Annotated in this window: 13 protein-coding genes; 9 read left to right on the top strand and 4 right to left on the bottom strand. The window is 69.6% G+C overall.

The genetic code is table 11. The features are described 5' to 3' along the window. Positions 1–115 precede the first annotated feature (115 nt). The 4 genes from ACFVX6_RS17340 to ACFVX6_RS17325 all read right to left on the bottom strand — a co-directional run bounded on the left by ACFVX6_RS17340 (position 116) and on the right by ACFVX6_RS17325 (position 7954). Positions 116–2842 (bottom strand): beta-L-arabinofuranosidase domain-containing protein, encoded by a 2727-nt coding sequence (locus tag ACFVX6_RS17340; RefSeq protein ID WP_389692266.1) that lies wholly within the window; start codon positions 2840–2842, stop codon positions 116–118. A gap of 324 nt (positions 2843–3166) precedes the next feature. Then, positions 3167–4693 carry a glycoside hydrolase family 43 protein gene (locus ACFVX6_RS17335; protein WP_389692264.1) on the bottom strand — a complete coding sequence of 509 codons (1527 nt, stop codon included), beginning with the start codon at positions 4691–4693 and terminating at the stop codon, positions 3167–3169. Beyond that, positions 4690–6909, bottom strand: a complete 2220-nt coding sequence (locus ACFVX6_RS17330) for a glycoside hydrolase family 3 N-terminal domain-containing protein (RefSeq protein ID WP_389692262.1) — start codon at positions 6907–6909, stop codon at positions 4690–4692. Before ACFVX6_RS17330 ends, ACFVX6_RS17335 begins: the two co-directional genes overlap by 4 nt. A 31-nt stretch (positions 6910–6940) precedes the next feature. Next, positions 6941–7954: a LacI family DNA-binding transcriptional regulator gene (locus ACFVX6_RS17325; protein WP_389692260.1), complete on the bottom strand. Its 1014-nt coding sequence runs from the start codon at positions 7952–7954 to the stop codon at positions 6941–6943. Positions 7955–8184: 230 nt separating this feature from the next. Here ACFVX6_RS17325 and ACFVX6_RS17320 point away from each other — a divergent pair, with 230 nt between their 5' ends. The 9 genes from ACFVX6_RS17320 (at position 8185) to ACFVX6_RS17280 (ending at position 17912) form a co-directional block, all read left to right on the top strand. Further along, positions 8185–9477 (top strand): extracellular solute-binding protein, encoded by a 1293-nt coding sequence (locus ACFVX6_RS17320; RefSeq protein WP_389692258.1) that lies wholly within the window; start codon positions 8185–8187, stop codon positions 9475–9477. Continuing rightward, on the top strand, positions 9470–10459 hold the full coding sequence (locus ACFVX6_RS17315; RefSeq protein ID WP_389692256.1) for a carbohydrate ABC transporter permease: 990 nt from the start codon (positions 9470–9472) through the stop codon (positions 10457–10459). The genes ACFVX6_RS17320 and ACFVX6_RS17315 overlap by 8 nt, the downstream gene beginning before the upstream one ends. After that, entirely contained in the window at positions 10456–11286 is an 831-nt protein-coding gene (locus ACFVX6_RS17310) for a carbohydrate ABC transporter permease (RefSeq protein WP_389692254.1), read from the top strand. The genes ACFVX6_RS17315 and ACFVX6_RS17310 overlap by 4 nt, the downstream gene beginning before the upstream one ends. Before the next feature lie 91 nt (positions 11287–11377). Next, complete coding sequence (locus ACFVX6_RS17305; RefSeq protein ID WP_389692252.1) at positions 11378–12709, top strand: glycoside hydrolase; 1332 nt, start codon at positions 11378–11380, stop codon at positions 12707–12709. A gap of 29 nt (positions 12710–12738) precedes the next feature. Further along, positions 12739–13791, top strand: a complete 1053-nt coding sequence (locus ACFVX6_RS17300) for an endo-1,4-beta-xylanase (RefSeq protein ID WP_389692250.1) — start codon at positions 12739–12741, stop codon at positions 13789–13791. Beyond that, entirely contained in the window at positions 13788–14834 is a 1047-nt protein-coding gene (locus ACFVX6_RS17295) for a Gfo/Idh/MocA family protein (RefSeq protein WP_389692248.1), read from the top strand. The genes ACFVX6_RS17300 and ACFVX6_RS17295 overlap by 4 nt, the downstream gene beginning before the upstream one ends. Continuing rightward, positions 14831–15691: a PmoA family protein gene (locus ACFVX6_RS17290; protein ID WP_389692246.1), complete on the top strand. Its 861-nt coding sequence runs from the start codon at positions 14831–14833 to the stop codon at positions 15689–15691. Before ACFVX6_RS17295 ends, ACFVX6_RS17290 begins: the two co-directional genes overlap by 4 nt. After that, complete coding sequence (locus ACFVX6_RS17285; protein WP_389692244.1) at positions 15643–16431, top strand: cupin domain-containing protein; 789 nt, start codon at positions 15643–15645, stop codon at positions 16429–16431. Before ACFVX6_RS17290 ends, ACFVX6_RS17285 begins: the two co-directional genes overlap by 49 nt. Then, entirely contained in the window at positions 16431–17912 is a 1482-nt protein-coding gene (locus ACFVX6_RS17280; protein WP_389692242.1) for a non-reducing end alpha-L-arabinofuranosidase family hydrolase, read from the top strand. Before ACFVX6_RS17285 ends, ACFVX6_RS17280 begins: the two co-directional genes overlap by 1 nt. The last annotated feature ends 19 nt before the right edge of the window (positions 17913–17931 follow it).

Here is a 17931-nt window from a genome sequence, read left to right as displayed (position 1 = left end):
CGCTCCCGGCAGGGTCGGCCCGATCTTATACGAGCGCCTCGCACTCGAATTCCCTTCGCGCGAGCGACCTGTGGCGATCGGGGATTCGACCGCGGGGGCAGCGGGGCCAGCGGGGTCAGATGAATCGCCACAGGTGGTCGTCGGTGCCGTTGTCGTCCCAGAGGACGGCCTGTGCTCCCTGGGCGGTGGAGGCGCCCGAGATGCCGAGGACGCGGCCGCCGTTGGCGCACTGGATCTTGAAGGTGTCGCCGCCGCGGTGGCGCAGGCGCCACCGGTGGTCGGCGGTGCCGTTGTCCGCCCACTGGACGATCCGGGCGCCGTTGGCGGTGCCGCCGTTCTCCACGCCGAGGACCTTGCCGCTGTGGGAGTTGCGAAGGCGCAGGTATCCGCCGGTGTCGACGACTGCCGTCCAGAGGTGGTCGGCGGTGCCGTTGTCGTCCCACTGGACGGCGAGGCCGCCGTCGGCGGTGGACATGTCCCGCACGCCGAGTACCCGCCCGCTGGCGACGTTCTGGATGCGCCTGGCGCCGTCGGGGACGAACTGCCACTGGCCGGCGGAGGCGCCGGTGTCGGGCACCTGTACGGCCGCGGCGCCGTTGGCGGTGGAGCCGCCTTCGATGCCCAGCAGCTTGCCGGTGTGGACGTTTTGAAGCTTGTGGTAGCCGTTGCCGGCGTCGACGACGGTCCAACGGTGGTCGGCGGTCCCGGTGTCGGCCCATTGGAGGACCGGGGCGTTATCGGCGGTGGACATGTCCTTCACGCCGAGGACCTTGCCGCTGTTGAGGTTGCGCAGCCGCAGTGCGGTGCCGTCGACGAGGAGGGTCCAGACGTGGTCGGCGGTGCCGGAGTCGGTCCACTGCAGGGCGAGGCCCCCGTCGGCGGTGGACATGTTCCGGATGCCGAGGACGAGTCCGCCGGCCGCGTTGACGAGACGGAAGCCGGGACTGTCGGTCCGCCAGTAGACGCTGTAGTTGAAGCCCTGGGCGTCGTGGAAGGGGGCGAGGTCGACCTTCGTCCCGTTGGCGGTGGCCGTGAAGGCGAGGGCGGTGCTGCTGGTTCGGGTGATCGAAGAGGGGTCCAGGGCCGGGAGGGAGGACAGCGTGGTGCTGCCGTAGTTGCCGGCGAGGACGGCGGGGCCGTACGTGATCGCCGCGACACCGGGGCTGTCGTTGGCGGCCTGGAGGGCCACGCGCATGGGGAGCTTCACGGTGACGGTGTCGCCCGAGGTCCAGGACCGGGTGAGCGTGGCGTAGCTGCCCGGACTGGCCGTGACGGCCTGGGCGACGCCGTTGACGCTGAGGGTGGCGCCCGAAGTCCATCCGGGGATGCGGACGCGCAGCGACCAGTTCCCGCCGACGCCGCCGGTGACCTTCAGCGTCGTGGTGTCCTCGGCCGGGTAGGAGGTGGTCTGGGTGACGGTGATGCCTCGCTGGGTCCAGTCCAGGACGGAGGGGAGGAACAGGTTCACCGTGAGGGTGGTGCTGCCGTCGTGGAAGTAGATGGAGTCCATCAGCTTCGTGTTGGACTCGATGCCCGTTCCCTGGCAGCACCAGAACGTGTCGTAGTCGGTGCTCCATGTGCCGCCGCCCCACGCCGGGCCCTTGCCGCGGCGGCCGCCCGGGTTGAGGGGGGTGAAGTAGGTGACGTGCCCGTGCGGGTCGGCCGGGTTCTGGGCGCCGATGACGTGGTTGAGCAGTGCCTTCTCGTAGAAGTCGAAGTACGAGGCCCGGCCGGGGTCCAGCTGCCACAGTTCCCGGGTCAGCTTGAGCATGTTGTAGGAGTTGCAGAGCTCGCAGGTGTCGGCGACGAGGAAGCCGGAGACGGCGTTCGGGGCCCGGAAGTGTTCCGCCTGGCTGTTGCCGCCGATGGCGTAGGTGTGGGAAGTGGTGCAGATCGTCCACGCGTTGGCGGCGATGTCGCGGTAGCGGGTCGCCCCGGTGGCCTTGTACTCGCGGACGGCTCCGATCCACTTGGGCACCTGCGTGTTGGCGTGCAGACCGTTCAGCTGGTCCAGGTTCGCGGCGAGGGGATCGAAGACCGCCGCGTGATCGAACCGCTGGGCGGTGGTCAACCAGCGTGCGTCGCCGGTCTGTTGGTGGAGATCGGCCAGCACCTCGTTCATGCCGCCGAACTCGACGCCCATCAACGTCTGCATCCTGCTCTGGCTGAGCGCGCCGGTGCGTCGGTCGACCCAGTCGGCGAGCGCGAGGAGCACGTCGCGGGCCTGCGTGTTGCCGATGAGGCGCCACACGTCGAGCAGGCCGGCCATGGTCTTGTGGACGCAGTAGTACGGGACGTTCCCGTTCTTCAGCGTGCCCGCTTCGAGGCTGGTGAAGTCGGCCTCGGGGAAGCCCGACAGGTAGCCGGCGGAGAAGCCCGCGGTGGAGTTGTTGGCCTGGCACTTGGCGAGTTCGGCCACCATGCGGTCGGCCTTGTCGCGGCAGGTGGTGTCCCCGACCGCGGCGTAGGCCTGGGCCCATGCCGTGAGGAAGTGGCCCTGCACGTGGGTGCGGAAGGGGAACGCCGGATCGTCCCATCCTCCGGTCGGGGCCGCGGCGTTGGTGGAGAGCCGGTGGTTGGAGCGGAAGTTGTACAGCAGGCGGTCGACGTCGATGAAGCGGAGATAGGCCAGGGTGCGGTTCTGATTGTCGAGCCAGCGGCTGCTGGTGAGCCGGACCTGACCCAGGTCGAACGGGAACGTCGACACTCCGAAGTCGGACCTGACCGGGGGTGTCTGCGCCGCCGCGGAGACGGTGCCCAGTACGGGGCCGACAGCGGCGGCCACGGCCGCGACGCCGGTCGCCTTGATCATGGCGCGGCGACTGAAGGGCGGAACCGGCATGGCGAACTCCATGGTCCGTGGGGGGTGGGGGCGCCGCGCACATGGCCTGTCGGGCTTCGACCGGGGGCTGCGAGGTCGGCGCGGCGGCTGCCTGCTGCGCACGAGTGTTAACGCTCACAATTGACGTGTCAATACTTTCGACGGGCGGCGGCGGCAGGGCCGTCCCGTGCACCGCGCGCAGCTGGTCCGGGCGATCGATCCGCTCCGGCGGCGTACATCGGGGCCACGTCCACCGAGGTCAACGGGGGTCGTCTGGGCGGGACGCGAGGCGCGAACGGGCAGGTGGCGGAGGCTGACCACCACCTGCCCGCGGCGCCGGCGATGTCAGCGCCTGCCCGGCAGTTCCGGTGGGGCCGGATACGTGATGTCGAACGACGTGAAATGGGCTTGGTTGGTGGAGGGACGGCCGTTGGAGGTGGCGTAGAGGCCGAGCTGGATGCTGGTGAACAGCGGGGTCAGGAAGGTGGCTTCGACGGTGGTCAGGTCCTGCCAGGCTCCGTCGGGCGCCGCGTGGGCGAAGGCGTGGCTGAGCCCGCGGATGCGGACCCCCAGGCGAACGGGGCCCGGGGGGACCCGAACGCCGGCCAGGACCTCGGCCCCGCGGCGGAGGCTGAGTCCTTCCGCGGTGCGGAGGAAGAGGAGATGGGCGTCGTCGTCCAGGACCACGGCGAGGCCCGCCTGTTCCTCCGGTGCGGTGGGGGCGAAGCGCAGCTCGGTGGAGACGTCGCAGTCGGGCTGCTCCTGTGGGCGGACCAGGAGGGAAGGGGTGGTGCGCTCGCCCAGGCGTTCGGGGCGGAGCTGGAGGCGGAGCCCGTCGCCGGTGGTCCAGAACCGTTCCGGCGGCGTGCGCAGGCTGCTCCAGTCCGCGCCGAGCGTGGCGAAGTCGTCGTGGACGGGGCGGCGGAGGTCCGTGTGGGCGACGGGGGAGAAGACCGGCCAGCCCGCGTCCCAGGTGATCCGGCTGAGGAAGGTCTCGCGGCCGAGGGCGGAGCCGGGGCGGACGCCCAGGAGGACGGCCCGCCAGTCGCCGTTCGGGGTTTGGACGAGGTCGGCGTGCCCGGTGCAGGTGACCGGACCCTTGGCGGGCGGTAGCACCGGGTTGCCGGGGGCGCCCTCGTAGGGGCCGGTCACGCGGGTGGAGCGGGCGGCCACCACGCTGTGGTCCACATCGGTGCCGCCCTCGGCGGTGAGCAGAAGATAGCTGCCGTCGATCTTGTAGAGGTGCGGGGCTTCCGACCATCGGGCGCCGGGGTGGCTTCCCGACCACAGGACGTGCTCGGGTCCCGTCAGCCGCCGCTCCTGGGGAAGGTACTCGCGCATCCAGATCTCGGTGCGGCCCGCGGCTTCGTCCACGACTCGTGCGGCGGTGAACCAGGCCCGGCCGTCGCCGTCGCCGTCCCGGTCGCCGTCACCCTCCCCGTCCCCCTGCCCTTCGCCCTCGTCCGGTCCGTCGTCGAAGAAGAGCGAAGGGTCGAAGCCCTCGCCCTCCAACCATTGGGGTTCCGACCACGGCCCCGCCGGGTCGGTCGCCGTGACGACGAAATGTCCGGGGCCGTCCATCAGCGTGCAGACGAGGTGGAAGACCCCGTCATGGTGCCGGATCGTCGGCGCGAACAGACCCCGGGAGGGCTCGCACCCGTCGAGGTCGAGCTGGGAGGCCCGGTCGAGCGCGGAGCCGATGCGCCGCCAGTTCACGAGATCGTGGCTGTGGAACACGGGAAGGCCAGGGAACCATTCGAAGCTGGACGTCACCAGGTAGTAGTCCGCGCCCACTCGGCAGACGGACGGGTCGGGCCGGAACCCGGGCAGCACGGGATCACCGAAGACGGGATCATCGAACGACGTGGTCATGGAACCGGGACGATCTGGACCGGCACGGACAGCACCCGGTCGGCCGCCGGGTGACGTACGGGGCCCTCCAGAGTGAAGGAGCCCTTGAGCGGCAGATCGCCGCTGGACCGTCCGACGGCCACGCCGATCTCCCCGGGCTCCACTCTCCTGCGCAGGTCGAGCCCGGTGAAGGAGGTCCTGTCGGCATGGACGGAGAAGGTGATCCGGGCGGCCGCGTCCGGCCGCAGCTGGACCCGGCCGAATCCGGCGAGCCACCGCTGCGGCCGGACGACGGACGCCACGGGATCCGAGAGGTACAGCTGGACCACCTCGGTCCCCGCCACCTCGCCGACGTTGCGTACGGTGACCGAAACGGAGACGGCCCCGTCCGTCGCGGCAACGGGATCCACCGACAACTCCGAGTAGCTGAAGCTGGTCCAGCTCAGCCCGTGTCCGAAGGGGAACAGCGGGGTCGGGTCCACCGAACTCCAGTCGGTGTGCCCGCCGAGCCTGGCATGCAGGTAGGTGCCGGGCTGGCCGCCGACCTGGCGGGGGATGGAGACGGGCAGCCGCCCGGACGGTTCCGCGGCCCCGCTGATGATCCGGGCCAGCGCCGTCCCGCCCTCCTCGCCGGGGAAGAAGGCCTGCACCACGGCCGATGCGCGCTCGGCCAGTGTGCCGAGCGCGTAGGGCCGTCCGGAGACGAGGACCAGGACGGTCGGCACCCCGGAGTCCAGAACGGCGGAGGCGAGCGCGGCCTGGTCGCCGGGCAGGTCGAGGGTCTCGGCGTCGCAGCCCTCTCCGGAGGTGCCCCGGCCGAACATGCCGGCCCGGTCCCCGAGCACCGTGACGTTCACGTCCGGATCGTCCGCGGTGACCGTGAACCCGGCAGCGGTGAGCGCCTCGCCGAGCGTCGGGATGTGCAGTCCGAGATCGCCGGGCAGCGCGACGTGGTTGGGGAAGGAGTAGCAGCCGAGGAAGGACTGGGGGTCGTCGGCGTAGGGCCCGCTGATCGCCACGCGGCACGGCCGCAGCGGCAGGATGCCGTCGTTGGCGAGCAGCACGGTGGACCGTTCGGCCAGGAGCCTTGCCAGTGCCCGGTTCTCCGGCGGATCGAGGTCGACCGGCTCGGCCTTGACGGTTTCCCAGTCGGGGTCGAGAAGGCCGAGTTCGGCCTTCTGCAGCAGGACCCGTTCCGCGGCCCGGTCGATGAGCCCCTCGGACACGACGCCCGACCGGACGAGTTCGGTCAGCGGCTCGCCGTAGCAGCGGGCCGTGGGCAGCTCGACGTCGATTCCGGCGGTCAAGGCCAGCGCGCCGGCCGCGCCCCGCGATCCGGTGACGCCGTGCCGGGTCTCCAGAAAGGAGACGGCGTAGTAGTCGGCGACGACCACACCACCGAATCCGAGCTCACCCCTCAGCAGGTCGGTCAGCAGCCGCGCGTCGGCGGCCACCGGGACGCCGTCCACGTCGGTGTAACTGTTCATCACCGACCGGGCGCCTCCCTCGCGCAGTGCCCGTACGAAAGGCTCGACCAGTACGTCGGCGAACTCGCGCGGCCCCGAGGAGACGGGGGCCATGTTCCGGCCGCCGCGTGAGGCCGAGTACCCGGCGAAGTGCTTGAGCGTCGCCACGATTCCGGCGCCCTCCAAGCCCTGCACATAGGCGGTGCCGATGGCTCCGACGAGGTAGGGGTCCTCGGCGATGCACTCCTCGGTCCTGCCCCACCGGTAGTCGCGGACCACGTCGAGCACCGGAGCCAGCCCTTGGTGTACGCCGACCTGCCGCATCCCCGCGCCGATGGCGGCGGCCATCTGGCGCACGAGCCCGGGATCGAAGGAGGCGCCCCAGGCCAGCGGCCCGGGGAAGACCGTCGCCCCGAACGTCATGAACCCGGTCAGGCACTCCTCGTGAGCGACCGCCGGGATCCCGAACCGGCCGGATCCGGTCACTTGCCGCTGGAGCGAGGCGAGCCGCTCCATTCCGGCCTCCGCGGTGATCGGCGCGGTGCCGTACACCCGGGTGAGCTGGCCGAGGCCGTGGGCGACGATGTCGTCGAGGCCGGGCGCGGACTCGCCGGAATCGTCCTCCATCGGCGCGACCGGTGTCCCCGGATTCGAGGGCAGAGCCCAGAAGCCGGCGAGCTGACCCGCCTTCTCTTCCAGCGTCATCCGTTTCAGCAGATCGGCGACTCGTACGGATACGGGTATGAGGGGGTCACGCCAGGGCTCGGTCAAGGAGTTCTCCTAGGGACTTCGACGACACGACCTAGAGACGGGGCGGGGCGGTGGAGAGCCGGACCTTGAGCTCGGTCGAGAGCTCCATCCGGGGGCTGACCAGCGGCTGGCCGTCCAGGAGCTGGAAGAGCGTGCGGGCCGCGAGCCGGCCCATCTCCTCCAGCGGCTGGCGCACCGTCGTCAGCGGCGGTGACAGCCATTCGCACATCGGCAGGTCGTCGAAGCCGACCACGCTGAGGTCCTGCGGGATGCTCAGCCCACCCTGCCGGGCGGCCTCGTAGACGCCCATGGCCTGCTGGTCACTGCCGGCGAAGACGGCGGTCGGCGGATCGGGCAGGGCGAGCAGTTCCCGGGCGCGCTGGAACCCGCCCTCGTGCTGGAAGTCGCCGAACCGGATCAGGTCGCGGTCGACCTCGATCCCGGCCCGCTCCAGCGCGGCCCGGTACCCGTCGATGCGGGCCTGGCTGCAGAGCATCTCCTTGCGCCCGCCGATCGCGGCGATCCGGCGGTGCCCCAGCTCCAGCAGGTGCTCCGTGGCGGCGAGGCCGCCCGCCCAGTTGGTCGCGCCGATGCTCGGCACACCGTTGCCCGGCAGGTCGATCGGGTCGATGACCACCAGGGCCACCCCGGCCCGTTCGACCTGGGCACGCTGGGCTTGGGTGACCGACGCGGTGACGAGGATGACGCCGTCGCTGTGGTGCAGGACCGGCAGTGCGGCCCAGCTCGACGGCGTGGCCTCGCCCGGCGGGACGAGCGACACGACGGTGCCGACGCTCCGCTGGGCGCACTCGGCCTCGACGCCGCGCAGGATCTCCACCGCCCACGCGCTGTCCAGACCGCCGATGATCAGGTCGACCAGGCCTGACCTGCGGGCCCTGGCCTGCCCGCCGGGGTGGAGGTAGTTGTGGGAGCGCAGCAGGCCCTCGATCCGCTCGCGCGTCGAGGGTGCGACATCGGAGCGGCCGTTGACCACTTTCGACACGGTGGCCTGGGAAACCCCCGCCTCCGCGGCGATGAGGGCCAGGGTCGGACGCTGCTCGGTCAACTTCTCTCCTCTGTGCGGACGTTCTGGGTTGACGACGGGTATCGCAAACTTTCGAAGAGTTTCCGGTCGGCGCGACCAGGTTGTCAAGCTCCAAGTGCACTGAGGCAGAGGGGGATTCAGTAAGAAGACTTGACCGGGGAGCCGCGCGTTCCTAGTTTGTGGCAGCACCGAATCGAGAATGTTGCGAAACAGTTTCGAAACCGAACCGTATTCCCCACCCCGGAGGTCCCATGGCCAGCACACCCCCGAGCCGACGAAGCTTTTTGGCGCTCTCGGGCCTGACCGCTCTGTCCGTCGCGCTGACCGCGGCCTGCGGCGGCGGGGACACCGGCTCGGGGCCGGCGGCCGACGGCAAGGTGACCTTCGCGTGGTGGAACATCGCCACGACGGAGCCGGGCAAGTCCCTCTTCCCGCAGATCTCCTCGGCGTTCACGGCCACCCACCCGAACATCACTGTCAAGACGACCTCGTTGGAAAACGAGGCGTTCAAGTCCAAGCTGACCGCCACCACCTCTTCGGGAAAGCTCCCCGACGTCTTCCAGACCTGGGGCGGCGGCGTGCTGCAGCAGCAGGTCGACGCGGGACTGGTCGAGGACCTCACCGACGTGTTCGGCTGGTCGTCCGAGCTCACCCCGGTCTCGCTGCAGGCCTATCAGTTCGAGGGCCGGACCTACGGGGTGCCGTACGACGTCGGCATGGTCGGCTTCTGGTACAACAAGAAGCTCTTCGCCAAGGCCGGGATCACCGCTCCGCCGGCCACCTGGGCCGAGCTCCTCGAAGACGTCAAGAAGCTCAAGGCGGCGGGCGTCACTCCGATCGCCCTCGCGGGCAAGGAGAAATGGCCCGGCCACTACTACTGGGCCTACCTCGCGATGCGCGTCGCAGGCCTTCCCGCGCTGCAGCAGGCCGCGACCACCAAGGACTTCACCGGCGCCGGCTTCGTCCAAGCGGGCACCCACCTCAAGGAGCTGGTCGACCTCCAGCCGTTCCAGACGGGCTTCCTCGGCGCCGGCTACGCCACCCCCGGAGGCCAGGCCGCGACCATGGGCAACGGCAAGGCCGCCATGGAGCTGATGGGGCAGTGGGGGCCATCGGTGCAGAAGGACGCGGGCGCCGACCTCGGCGCGGACCTGGGCTTCTTCCCCTTCCCGACGGTCGACGGCGGGGTCGGTCAAGCCACCGACGTGTTCGGCGGTGGCGGTGGCTTCGCGCTGCGCAAGGGCGCGCCGAAGGAGGCGCTGGACTTCCTGAAGTTCTTCGTCCTGGATAACGAGTCCAAGCTGCTGGCCTCCAACGGCTACCTGCCTGTGGTCAAGGGTGCGGAGAGCCAGCTCACCGACCCCAACAGGAAGGTGGTGGCCGACAGCCTGGTCAAGGCGACGGGCTTCCAGCTCTTCCTCGACCAGGCCTACCCGCCGGCGGTCGGTCAGGAAGTCAACGACAGCGTCGCCGACCTCATCGCGGGCAAGAAGACGCCGGAGCAGGTCACCAAGTCGATAACCGAGGCTGCGAAGGGTGCCTAGCTCCGTGTCCACCCTGACCAAGGAGCGGACGCAGGCCGCCGGGCCGGTGGGCCCGCCCGCCCCGTCACGGTCGCGCCTGCGCGGTTTCGCGGGCTGGGCGTCGGTCGCCTGGTTCCTCGTCCCGGCTCTGGTCCTCTTCCTCGTCTTCGTCCTCGCCCCCATCGCGGTTGCCGTCTACACCGGCTTCTTCAAGTGGGGCGGGGTCGGCCCCCTGGAGGACTTCGTCGGTTTCGGGAACTACGCCAACCTCTTCCGGGACCAGGTCTTCCTCGGCGATCTGGAGCGCGGGCTGTACCTGATCACGCTGTCGATCACGGTGCAGTTGCCGTTCGCGCTGTTCACCGCCGTCCTGCTCAACCAGAGGCTGCGCGGCCGGGCCGTCTACCGGATGCTGTTCTTCGCGCCGTACATCCTGTCCGAAGTGGTCACGGCGGTCCTCTTCACGATGATCTTCCTTCCCGGTGGCGGCATGGCCGACCATCTCGCGGGCGCCCTCGGCCTGGAGGGGCTGCAGGGCAAATGGCTCGCGGACCCCTCGACGGTCATGCCGACCCTGTTCGTGGTCATGACCTGGAAGTACTTCGGGTTCCACATGATGCTCTTCCTCGCCGGGCTGCAAAGCATCCCGGGCGAGATCCTCGAGGCCGCCTCCATCGACGGCGCCGGCGCCTGGCAGCGCTTCCGGCACGTGACGCTGCCGTTGCTCGGCCCGACGATCCGGATCAGCGTCTTCCTTTCGGTCATCGGTGCCATCCAGCTCTTCGACCTCGTCTGGGTCATGACCTCGGGCGGGCCCAACCACTCCTCCGAGACGATGGCGATCTCGATGTTCCAGTTCGGGTTCAAGCGCTACCAGGTCGGCTACGCCAGTGCGATCAGCGTGGTGCTGTTCATGATCAGTCTGGTCTTCTCCCTCTTCTACCAGCGCTACGTACTGCGCCGTGACCTGAGCGGGGCCGTCACCTCGGGAGGTGGCCGATGAACGCACGCAGAACGGCACGCGGCCTGTCGCTGCACGCCGTGGTCTGGCTGATCGGCGCGTTCGTCGTCGTGCCGCTGGTCTACGCGGTGATCTCCGGGTTCAAGAGCACCGGCGAGCTGACGACCAACCCGTTCGGGCTGCCGGAGCACTGGAAGACCGGCAATTACGCCGGCATCCTCAGCGACGGAATGTTCTGGCGGCAGATCGCCAACAGCGCGGGCATCGCGATCGGCACGGCATGCTGCACGGTGATGGTCGCGGCGATGGCGGCGTTCGTACTGGCTCGCTACGCCTTCCGGGGCAGGGAGCTGTTCTACACGCTGTTCACGATCGGGCTGATGTTCCCGTTCGCGGTGGCCGTCCTGCCGCTGTTCCTGCTGCTGCGCAATTTCGACCTGCTCGACAACCCGCTCGGAGTGATCCTCCCGCAGGCGGCCTTCGGGCTCCCGATGACGATCATCATTCTGCGCGGCTTCTTCCGGACCATCCCGGCAGAGGTCGAGGAGGCGGCCGTCATGGACGGCTGCGGCAAGTTCCGCTTCTTCTGGAAGATCCTGCTGCCGATGGCACGTCCGGCGCTCGGCACGGTCTCGGTGCTCGCGATCGTCGCGAGCTGGAACAACTTCTTCCTGCCGCTGCTGGTGTTCAACGACCCCCAATGGCAGACGATCCCGGTCGGCGTCCAGCAGTTCCAGGGCCAGTACTCGACCGACTACGCGCTCGTCCTCGCCTACATCGTGCTCGCGATGGTCCCCGCCCTCGCCTTCTACGCCGTCGCCGAACGGCAGTTGATCGGCGGACTCACGGCGGGCGCCACCAAGGGCTGACCCGTCCCGCGCGACCTCCACCCCCGAGGAGACCCCCGTGAAACGCCTGGTCGCATCGACCGCAATATTGTTAGCGCTAACAACACAGGCGGTGGCCGCGCCCGCACCCCCGCTCGCGCGACCCGTCATCGATTTCCACGCCGAGCTCCAGCCCATAGACGGATTCGGCTTCTCGATGGCCTTCCAGCGGGCCGACCTGCTGCACGGCGCACGCGGCCTCAGCCCGGCCAAACAGCGCGAGGTGCTCGACCTGCTGCTCAGCAAGGACAAGGGCGCGGGCCTTTCGATCCTGCGCCTGGGCATCGGGTCGTCGACCGACAGGGTGTACGACCACATGCCGACGATCCTGCCGGCCGATCCCGGCGGGCCGCAGGCCACGCCGAAATACGTCTGGGACGGCTGGGACGGCGGCCAGGTCCGGCTCGCCAAGGAGGCCAAGGCCTACGGCGTCACGCGGTTCTTCGCCGACGCCTGGAGCGCCCCGGCCTTCATGAAGACCAACGGAAGCGAGAACGACGGCGGCGAGCTGCGGCCCGAATGGCGTCAGGCCTACGCGAACTACCTCGTGCAGTACGCGAAGTTCTACCGGCAGGAAGGCATCGGGATCACCGACCTCGGGTTCACCAACGAACCCGACTGGACGGCGACCTACGCCTCGATGCGGTTCACCCCGCAGCAGGCCGTCGACTTCCTCAAGGTGCTCGGGCCGACCGTCCGCGCGTCCGGACTGAAGACCGGGGTGGTCTGCTGCGACGTCGCGGGCTGGGACCGGCAGGTCGCCTACACCGAGGCCATCGAGGCGGACCCCGCGGCCGGCAAGGCCGTGCGGACCATCACCGGCCACCGCTACAGCGGTCCGACCGAGTTGGCACAGCCGACTGACAAGCACGTGTGGATGTCGGAGTGGTCGCCGGACGGCGCCACCTGGAACGAGAACTGGGACGACGGCAGCGGCTACGACGGTCTCACCGTCGCGGCCGACATCCAGAACACCCTGACCGTCGGCAACGCCAATGCCTACGTCTACTGGACCGGCGCGTCCCTCGGCGCGACCCGAGGGCTCATCCAGCTCGCCGACCCCGGTGACGACTACCGGGTGTCCAAGCGGTACTGGGCGCTGGCCGCCTTCAGCCGGTTCATCCGCCCCGGCGCCGTCCGCGTGCCGGTCACGAACGCCGGCCCGGCACTGCAGATCACGGCCTTCCGCAACACCGACGGCAGCCGCGTGATCGAGATCCTCAACACCGCGACCACCGAAAGCTCCGCCGAGTTCTCCCTCCGCGGCGGGCACGACCGTCGCCCCGACGGCTACGTCACCGACGGGACCCGCTCGATCACCCCGGCCGACATCGTCTCCACGCACGGCACGACCCTCAAGGCGACGCTCGCCCCACGCGCGCTGACCACGATCGTCCTCGACTGAACCGACCGTCACCGGAGGAGTAGTCCGTCATGCCCATTCCCAGGTCCACGTCCCGGATCCTCACCGCTCTGTCCGCCGCCGTCTGCCTCTCGGCCGGCCTCGCCACCGCACCCGCGGCCGCCGAGCCCCGTCCCAGCACGCTCGGCGAACTGGCCAAGAAGCACCACAAGTACTTCGGCTCCGCCACCGACAACCCCGAGTTCACCGACACCGCCTATCTGAAGCTCCTCGGCAGCGAATTCGGGCAAACCACCCCCGGCAACGCCATGAAGTGGTACGCCACCGAGCCCGAGCGCGGCGTCTTCGACTTCACCGACGCCGACGAGGTAGTCGCCTTCGCCAAGGCCCACCACCAGAAGGTCCGCGGCCACACCCTCATCTGGCACAACCAACTCCCCGCCTGGCTCACCGATCGCACCTGGACCGCCGACGAACTGCGCGCCGTCCTCAAGAACCACATCCAGACGGAAGTCCGGCACTTCAAGGGCCAGGTGATCCACTGGGACGTCGTCAACGAGGCCTTCAACGAGGACGGCACCTACCGCGAATCGCTCTTCTACAAGACGCTCGGCCCCGGCTACATCGCCGAGGCCCTGCGCTGGGCCCACGAGGCCGACCGGCACGCCAAGCTGTACCTCAACGACTACAACGTCGACGGGATCGGCCCCAAGAGCGATGCCTACTACGCCCTGATCAAGCAGTTGAAGGCCGACGGCGTCCCGGTGGAGGGCTTCGGCATCCAGGGTCATCTGGCGCTCCAGTACGGCTTCCCCACCGACGTCCGGCAGAACATGCAGCGCTTCGCCGACCTCGGGGTCGAGGTGGCGATCACCGAGCTCGACATCCGAATGGCCCTCCCCGCGACCCCTTCGATGCTCGCCACCCAGGCCACCTGGTACGCCGACTACGTCAAGGCCTGCCTGGCGGTCAAGAAGTGCGTCGGCGTCACCATCTGGGACTACACGGACAAGTACTCGTGGATCCCCTCCGTCTTCCCCGGCGAGGGCGCGGCGCTGCCCTACGACGAGAACCTGCTGCCCAAGCCCGCCTATCACTCGATCAGGAAGGTGCTGGGCGGATGATCAGGACGGCGATCGTCGGAACGGGCGGAATCGCGGGCATCTGCCACGTTCCCGCCCTGCGGGCACAGGAGCACCGGGCCGTGATCGTGGCCGCCGTCGACGTGGACGCCGCGCGCGCCGAGGCCTTCGCGGCCGAACACGGCATCCCCGCGGTCTACACCGATCTCCACACGATGCTCCGGGAGCAGAAGCCGGACCTCGTGCACCTGTGCACGCCTCCGTTCCTGCACGCCGACCAGGCCGTGGCCTGCCTGGAGTCGGGCGCGTGGGTCTGGTGCGAGAAGCCGGTGGCCCTGTCGCTGGCCGAGCTCGACCGCATCCGCGGCGCCGAGGGGCCCGCCGTCGCGGGCGCGGTGTTCCAGCACAGGTACGGCTCGGGGGCCCGGTACCTGCGCGACCGGATCGCGGCCGGGACGCTGGGTCGTCCGCTCGTCGCGCAGTGCGTCACGGCGTGGTACCGCGACGACGCCTACTACGACGTGCCCTGGCGCGGCACCTGGGAGGGCGAGGGCGGTGGCCCGACCCTGGGCCACGGCATCCACCAGATGGACCTGATGCTCGCTGTGCTCGGCGAGTGGGCCGAGGTGCGCGCGATGGCCGGCCGCCTCGAGCGCGACATTCAGACCGAGGACGTGTCCGCGGCCCTGGTCCGGTTCGACAACGGAGCCATCGCGACGGTCGTCAACAGCGTCCTTTCCCCGCGCGAGGAGAGCTACCTGCGGTTCGATCTCACCGACACCACGGTCGAGCTGCGGCATCTCTACGGCTACTCCAACGCGGACTGGACGTTCACCACCAGGTCGTCCGGCGCGAAGTGGGAGCCGCCGGACGACCTGCCCAGCTCGCACACCGCCCAGCTCGCGGCCTTCCTGGACGGCTACGAGGCGGGTACCCGGCCCGACCTCGGCAGGCTCACCATCGAGTTGGTCACCGCCTTGTACAAGGCCGCGATCACCGGCCTGCCGGTCCGGCGCGGAGAGATCGACGCAGCCGACCCGTTCTACGGTTCCCTCAACGGAGGGCGCCCGGGGGTGTTCCGATGACGTTCGAACTCCTCGAGAACGAGGACTCGCTGACCGTCCGGGCTCGCGACGTCGACCTCTTCCGGTACGTGCACCGGCCGGTCATGGCCCCCTTCGAGGCGCCGAAGCCCTACCTGCATCCGGTACGCACGCTCGCCGGCGACGTGGTCACCGGGTACCGGCCGCACGACCACCGCTGGCACAAGGGCATCCAGATCACGGCGTCGTGGGTGTCGGGGCAGAACTTCTGGGGCGGCGGCACGTACCTGCGCGGCCAGGGCTACGTGGACCTGCCGAACATCGGCACGATGCGCAGCCTCACCGTGTCCGCCGAAACGGGCCAAGGCCGCGCCGTGATCACCGAAGCCCTGGCCTGGCACACGCTGGCGGGGGAGCACTGGATCGACGAGCGTCGCACGCTGACCGGACACGACGTCGGGGCCGACTTCTGGACCCTGGACGTCACGACCTCGCTGACCAACGTCCGCGACACCGAGCTGGTGTTCGGCAGCCCCGGCACGCAGGGCAGAGAGCTCGCCGGATACTCCGGCCTGTTCTGGCGCGGCCCGCGCGAGTTCACCGGCGGCGAAGTGATCGGCCCCGCGATGGGCGAACAGGGCGACTGGCTGGCCTTCATCGGCGCGCACGACGAGGTCGACCGCTCCTCCACGCTCCTGTTCCTGGACGATCCCGAGGCCCCCTGCCACTGGTTCGTCCGCAGTGGACCCATCCCCGCCGTCAACCCGTCCCTGGCGTTCGACAAGGAACTGCCACTGGCCCCCGGCGACACCCTGTCGCGCCGCTACCGGATCGTCGTGGCCGACGGCGCATGGACCGCCGGGCGCCTGTCCCACCACATCGCGGAACACCCGTGGTGACCCCGCTCCCCGGCGGGGTGGGGATCTCCGGGTTGACCGTCTACGACTGGGAGGCCGCCGACGGGCTGTGCGGCGGCACGCCCCACATGCACCTCGTCTGCTCCGAGGCCTACGTCGTCACCGGCGGCGCGGGCAGCGTCCAGACCCTCACCACCTCCGGCTTCGCCGACACCCCGCTGCTCCCCGGCGACGTCGTCTGGTTCACCCCCGGCACGATCCACCGCCTCGTCAACGACGGTGGCCTGCGTCTCGTGGTGCTCATGCAGAACAGCGGACTCCCCGAGGCGGGCGACGCCGTCTTCACCTTCCCTGCTCCGGTGCTGGCCGATCCCCACGCCTACCGGAAGGCGGCCGCCCTGACCGGCGACCATTCCGCGGCAGCGCGCCGCCGCCGCGACCTGGCAGTCGAGGGTTTCCTGGCCTTGCGCGAAGGCGGGCTGCAGGAGTTCCACATCGCGGCCCACCGCCTGAAGAGCGCGCTCCTGGACGCCTGGTGGATCCGCTGGCGGGACGGCCCCCTGGCCGCAGCCGTCACGACAGGCCGTCAGCTGGAACGGCTGAAGGCCGGAGACCTCTCTCATCTGGACCACGGCGAAGTGTCACGCCTGGAGTGCCCGGAGCACCAACGCTTCGGCATGTGCGGCCGCCTTCACACCTATCCCGTCCCAGACCCCCTGACGCGGCCGCTCGGCGGTTCGCCGGGGTCGCCTCACCCCCGCCCCCCAAAGGAGCTCTTCTGATGTGGTTTCGCCATCCGCCTCGGGTCCTGAGACTCGTACTCGCGGTCCTTTCGTCCTTGCTGCTCGGGGCTGCTCTCCTCGGTACCCAGCCCGCCGTCGCCGCCGCCGCGGCGACCGTCGACCCCAACGCCTCGTACGCGCTGGTCAACCGCAGCAGCGGTAAGGCCCTGGACGTCTACAACCTGGCGACCAACGACGGCGCGCGCGTCACCCAGTGGACCAGGAACGACCAGAACCAGCAGCTGTGGCAGTTCGTCGACTCCGGAGACGGTTACTACCGCATCAAGTCCCGCCACTCCGGCAAGGTGCTGGACGTCTCCGGCCGGTCCACCGCCAACGGCGCCTCGATCGTCCAGTGGAGCGACGTGAACGGTACCAACCAGCAGTGGCGGCCGGCCGACAGCTCGGACGGCTACGTGAGGTTCATCGCGCGCCACAGCAACAAGGCCCTCGAAGTACAAGGCGCCTCCACCGCCGACAACGCGAACATCGTCCAGTACGACGACTGGGGCGGCGCCAACCAGCAGTGGCAGCTCGTCCCGGTCGGCGCCGGCAACCCCGGCACGTGCGATCTTCCGTCGACGTACCGCTGGACTTCCACGGGCGCGCTGGCGCAGCCCAAGGCCGGGTGGGCCTCGCTCAAGGACTTCACCGTCGCCCCCTACAACGGCAAGCACCTCGTCTATGGGACGACGCACGGCTCGGGACAGGACTCGGGCTGGGGCTCGATGAACTTCGGCCCGTTCACCAACTGGTCCGATATGGCCTCGGCCGGCCAGAACACGATGTCGAACTCCGCCGTCGCGCCCACGCTCTTCTACTTCGCGCCGAAGAACATCTGGGTGCTCGCCTACCAGTGGGGGGGTGGGGGCGCCTTCTCCTACCGGACGTCGAGCGACCCCTCCGACCCCAATGGCTGGTCATCGCAGCAGGTGCTCTTCTCCGGAAGCATCACCGGCTCCGGAACAGGTCCCATCGATCAGACGCTCATCGCTGACGGCACGAACATGTACCTGTTCTTCGCCGGTGACAACGGCAAGATCTACCGGGCCAGCATGCCGATCGGGAACTTCCCGGGCAGTTTCGGCTCGACCTACACAACGATCATGAGCGATACGACGAACAACCTGTTCGAAGCGCCTCAGGTCTACAAGCTCCAGGGCCAGGACCGCTACCTCATGATCGTAGAGGCGGTCGGGTCGCAGGGTCGCTACTTCCGCTCGTTCACGGCCACCAGTCTGAACGGCTCATGGACACCCCAGGCCGCGACCGAGAGCAACCCCTTCGCCGGCAAGGCCAACAGTGGCGCCACCTGGACCAACGACATCAGCCATGGCGAACTGATCCGCACCAGCGCCGATCAGACCTTCACCGTCGATCCCTGCAACCTGCAATTCCTCTACCAGGGACGCAACCCCAACATCGGCGGCGACTACGGCCAATGGCCCTACCGGCCGGCTCTGTTGACACGGCAGCGCTGACAACGTGACACCGCTCCGG

The sequence above is a fragment of the Streptomyces sp. NPDC058289 genome, from assembly GCF_042880975.1.
GTDB lineage: Bacteria > Actinomycetota > Actinomycetes > Streptomycetales > Streptomycetaceae > Streptomyces > Streptomyces stoeckheimensis.
Note: the sequence above shows the minus strand (reverse complement) of the source record. Positions and strands in the feature narration are given on the sequence as shown.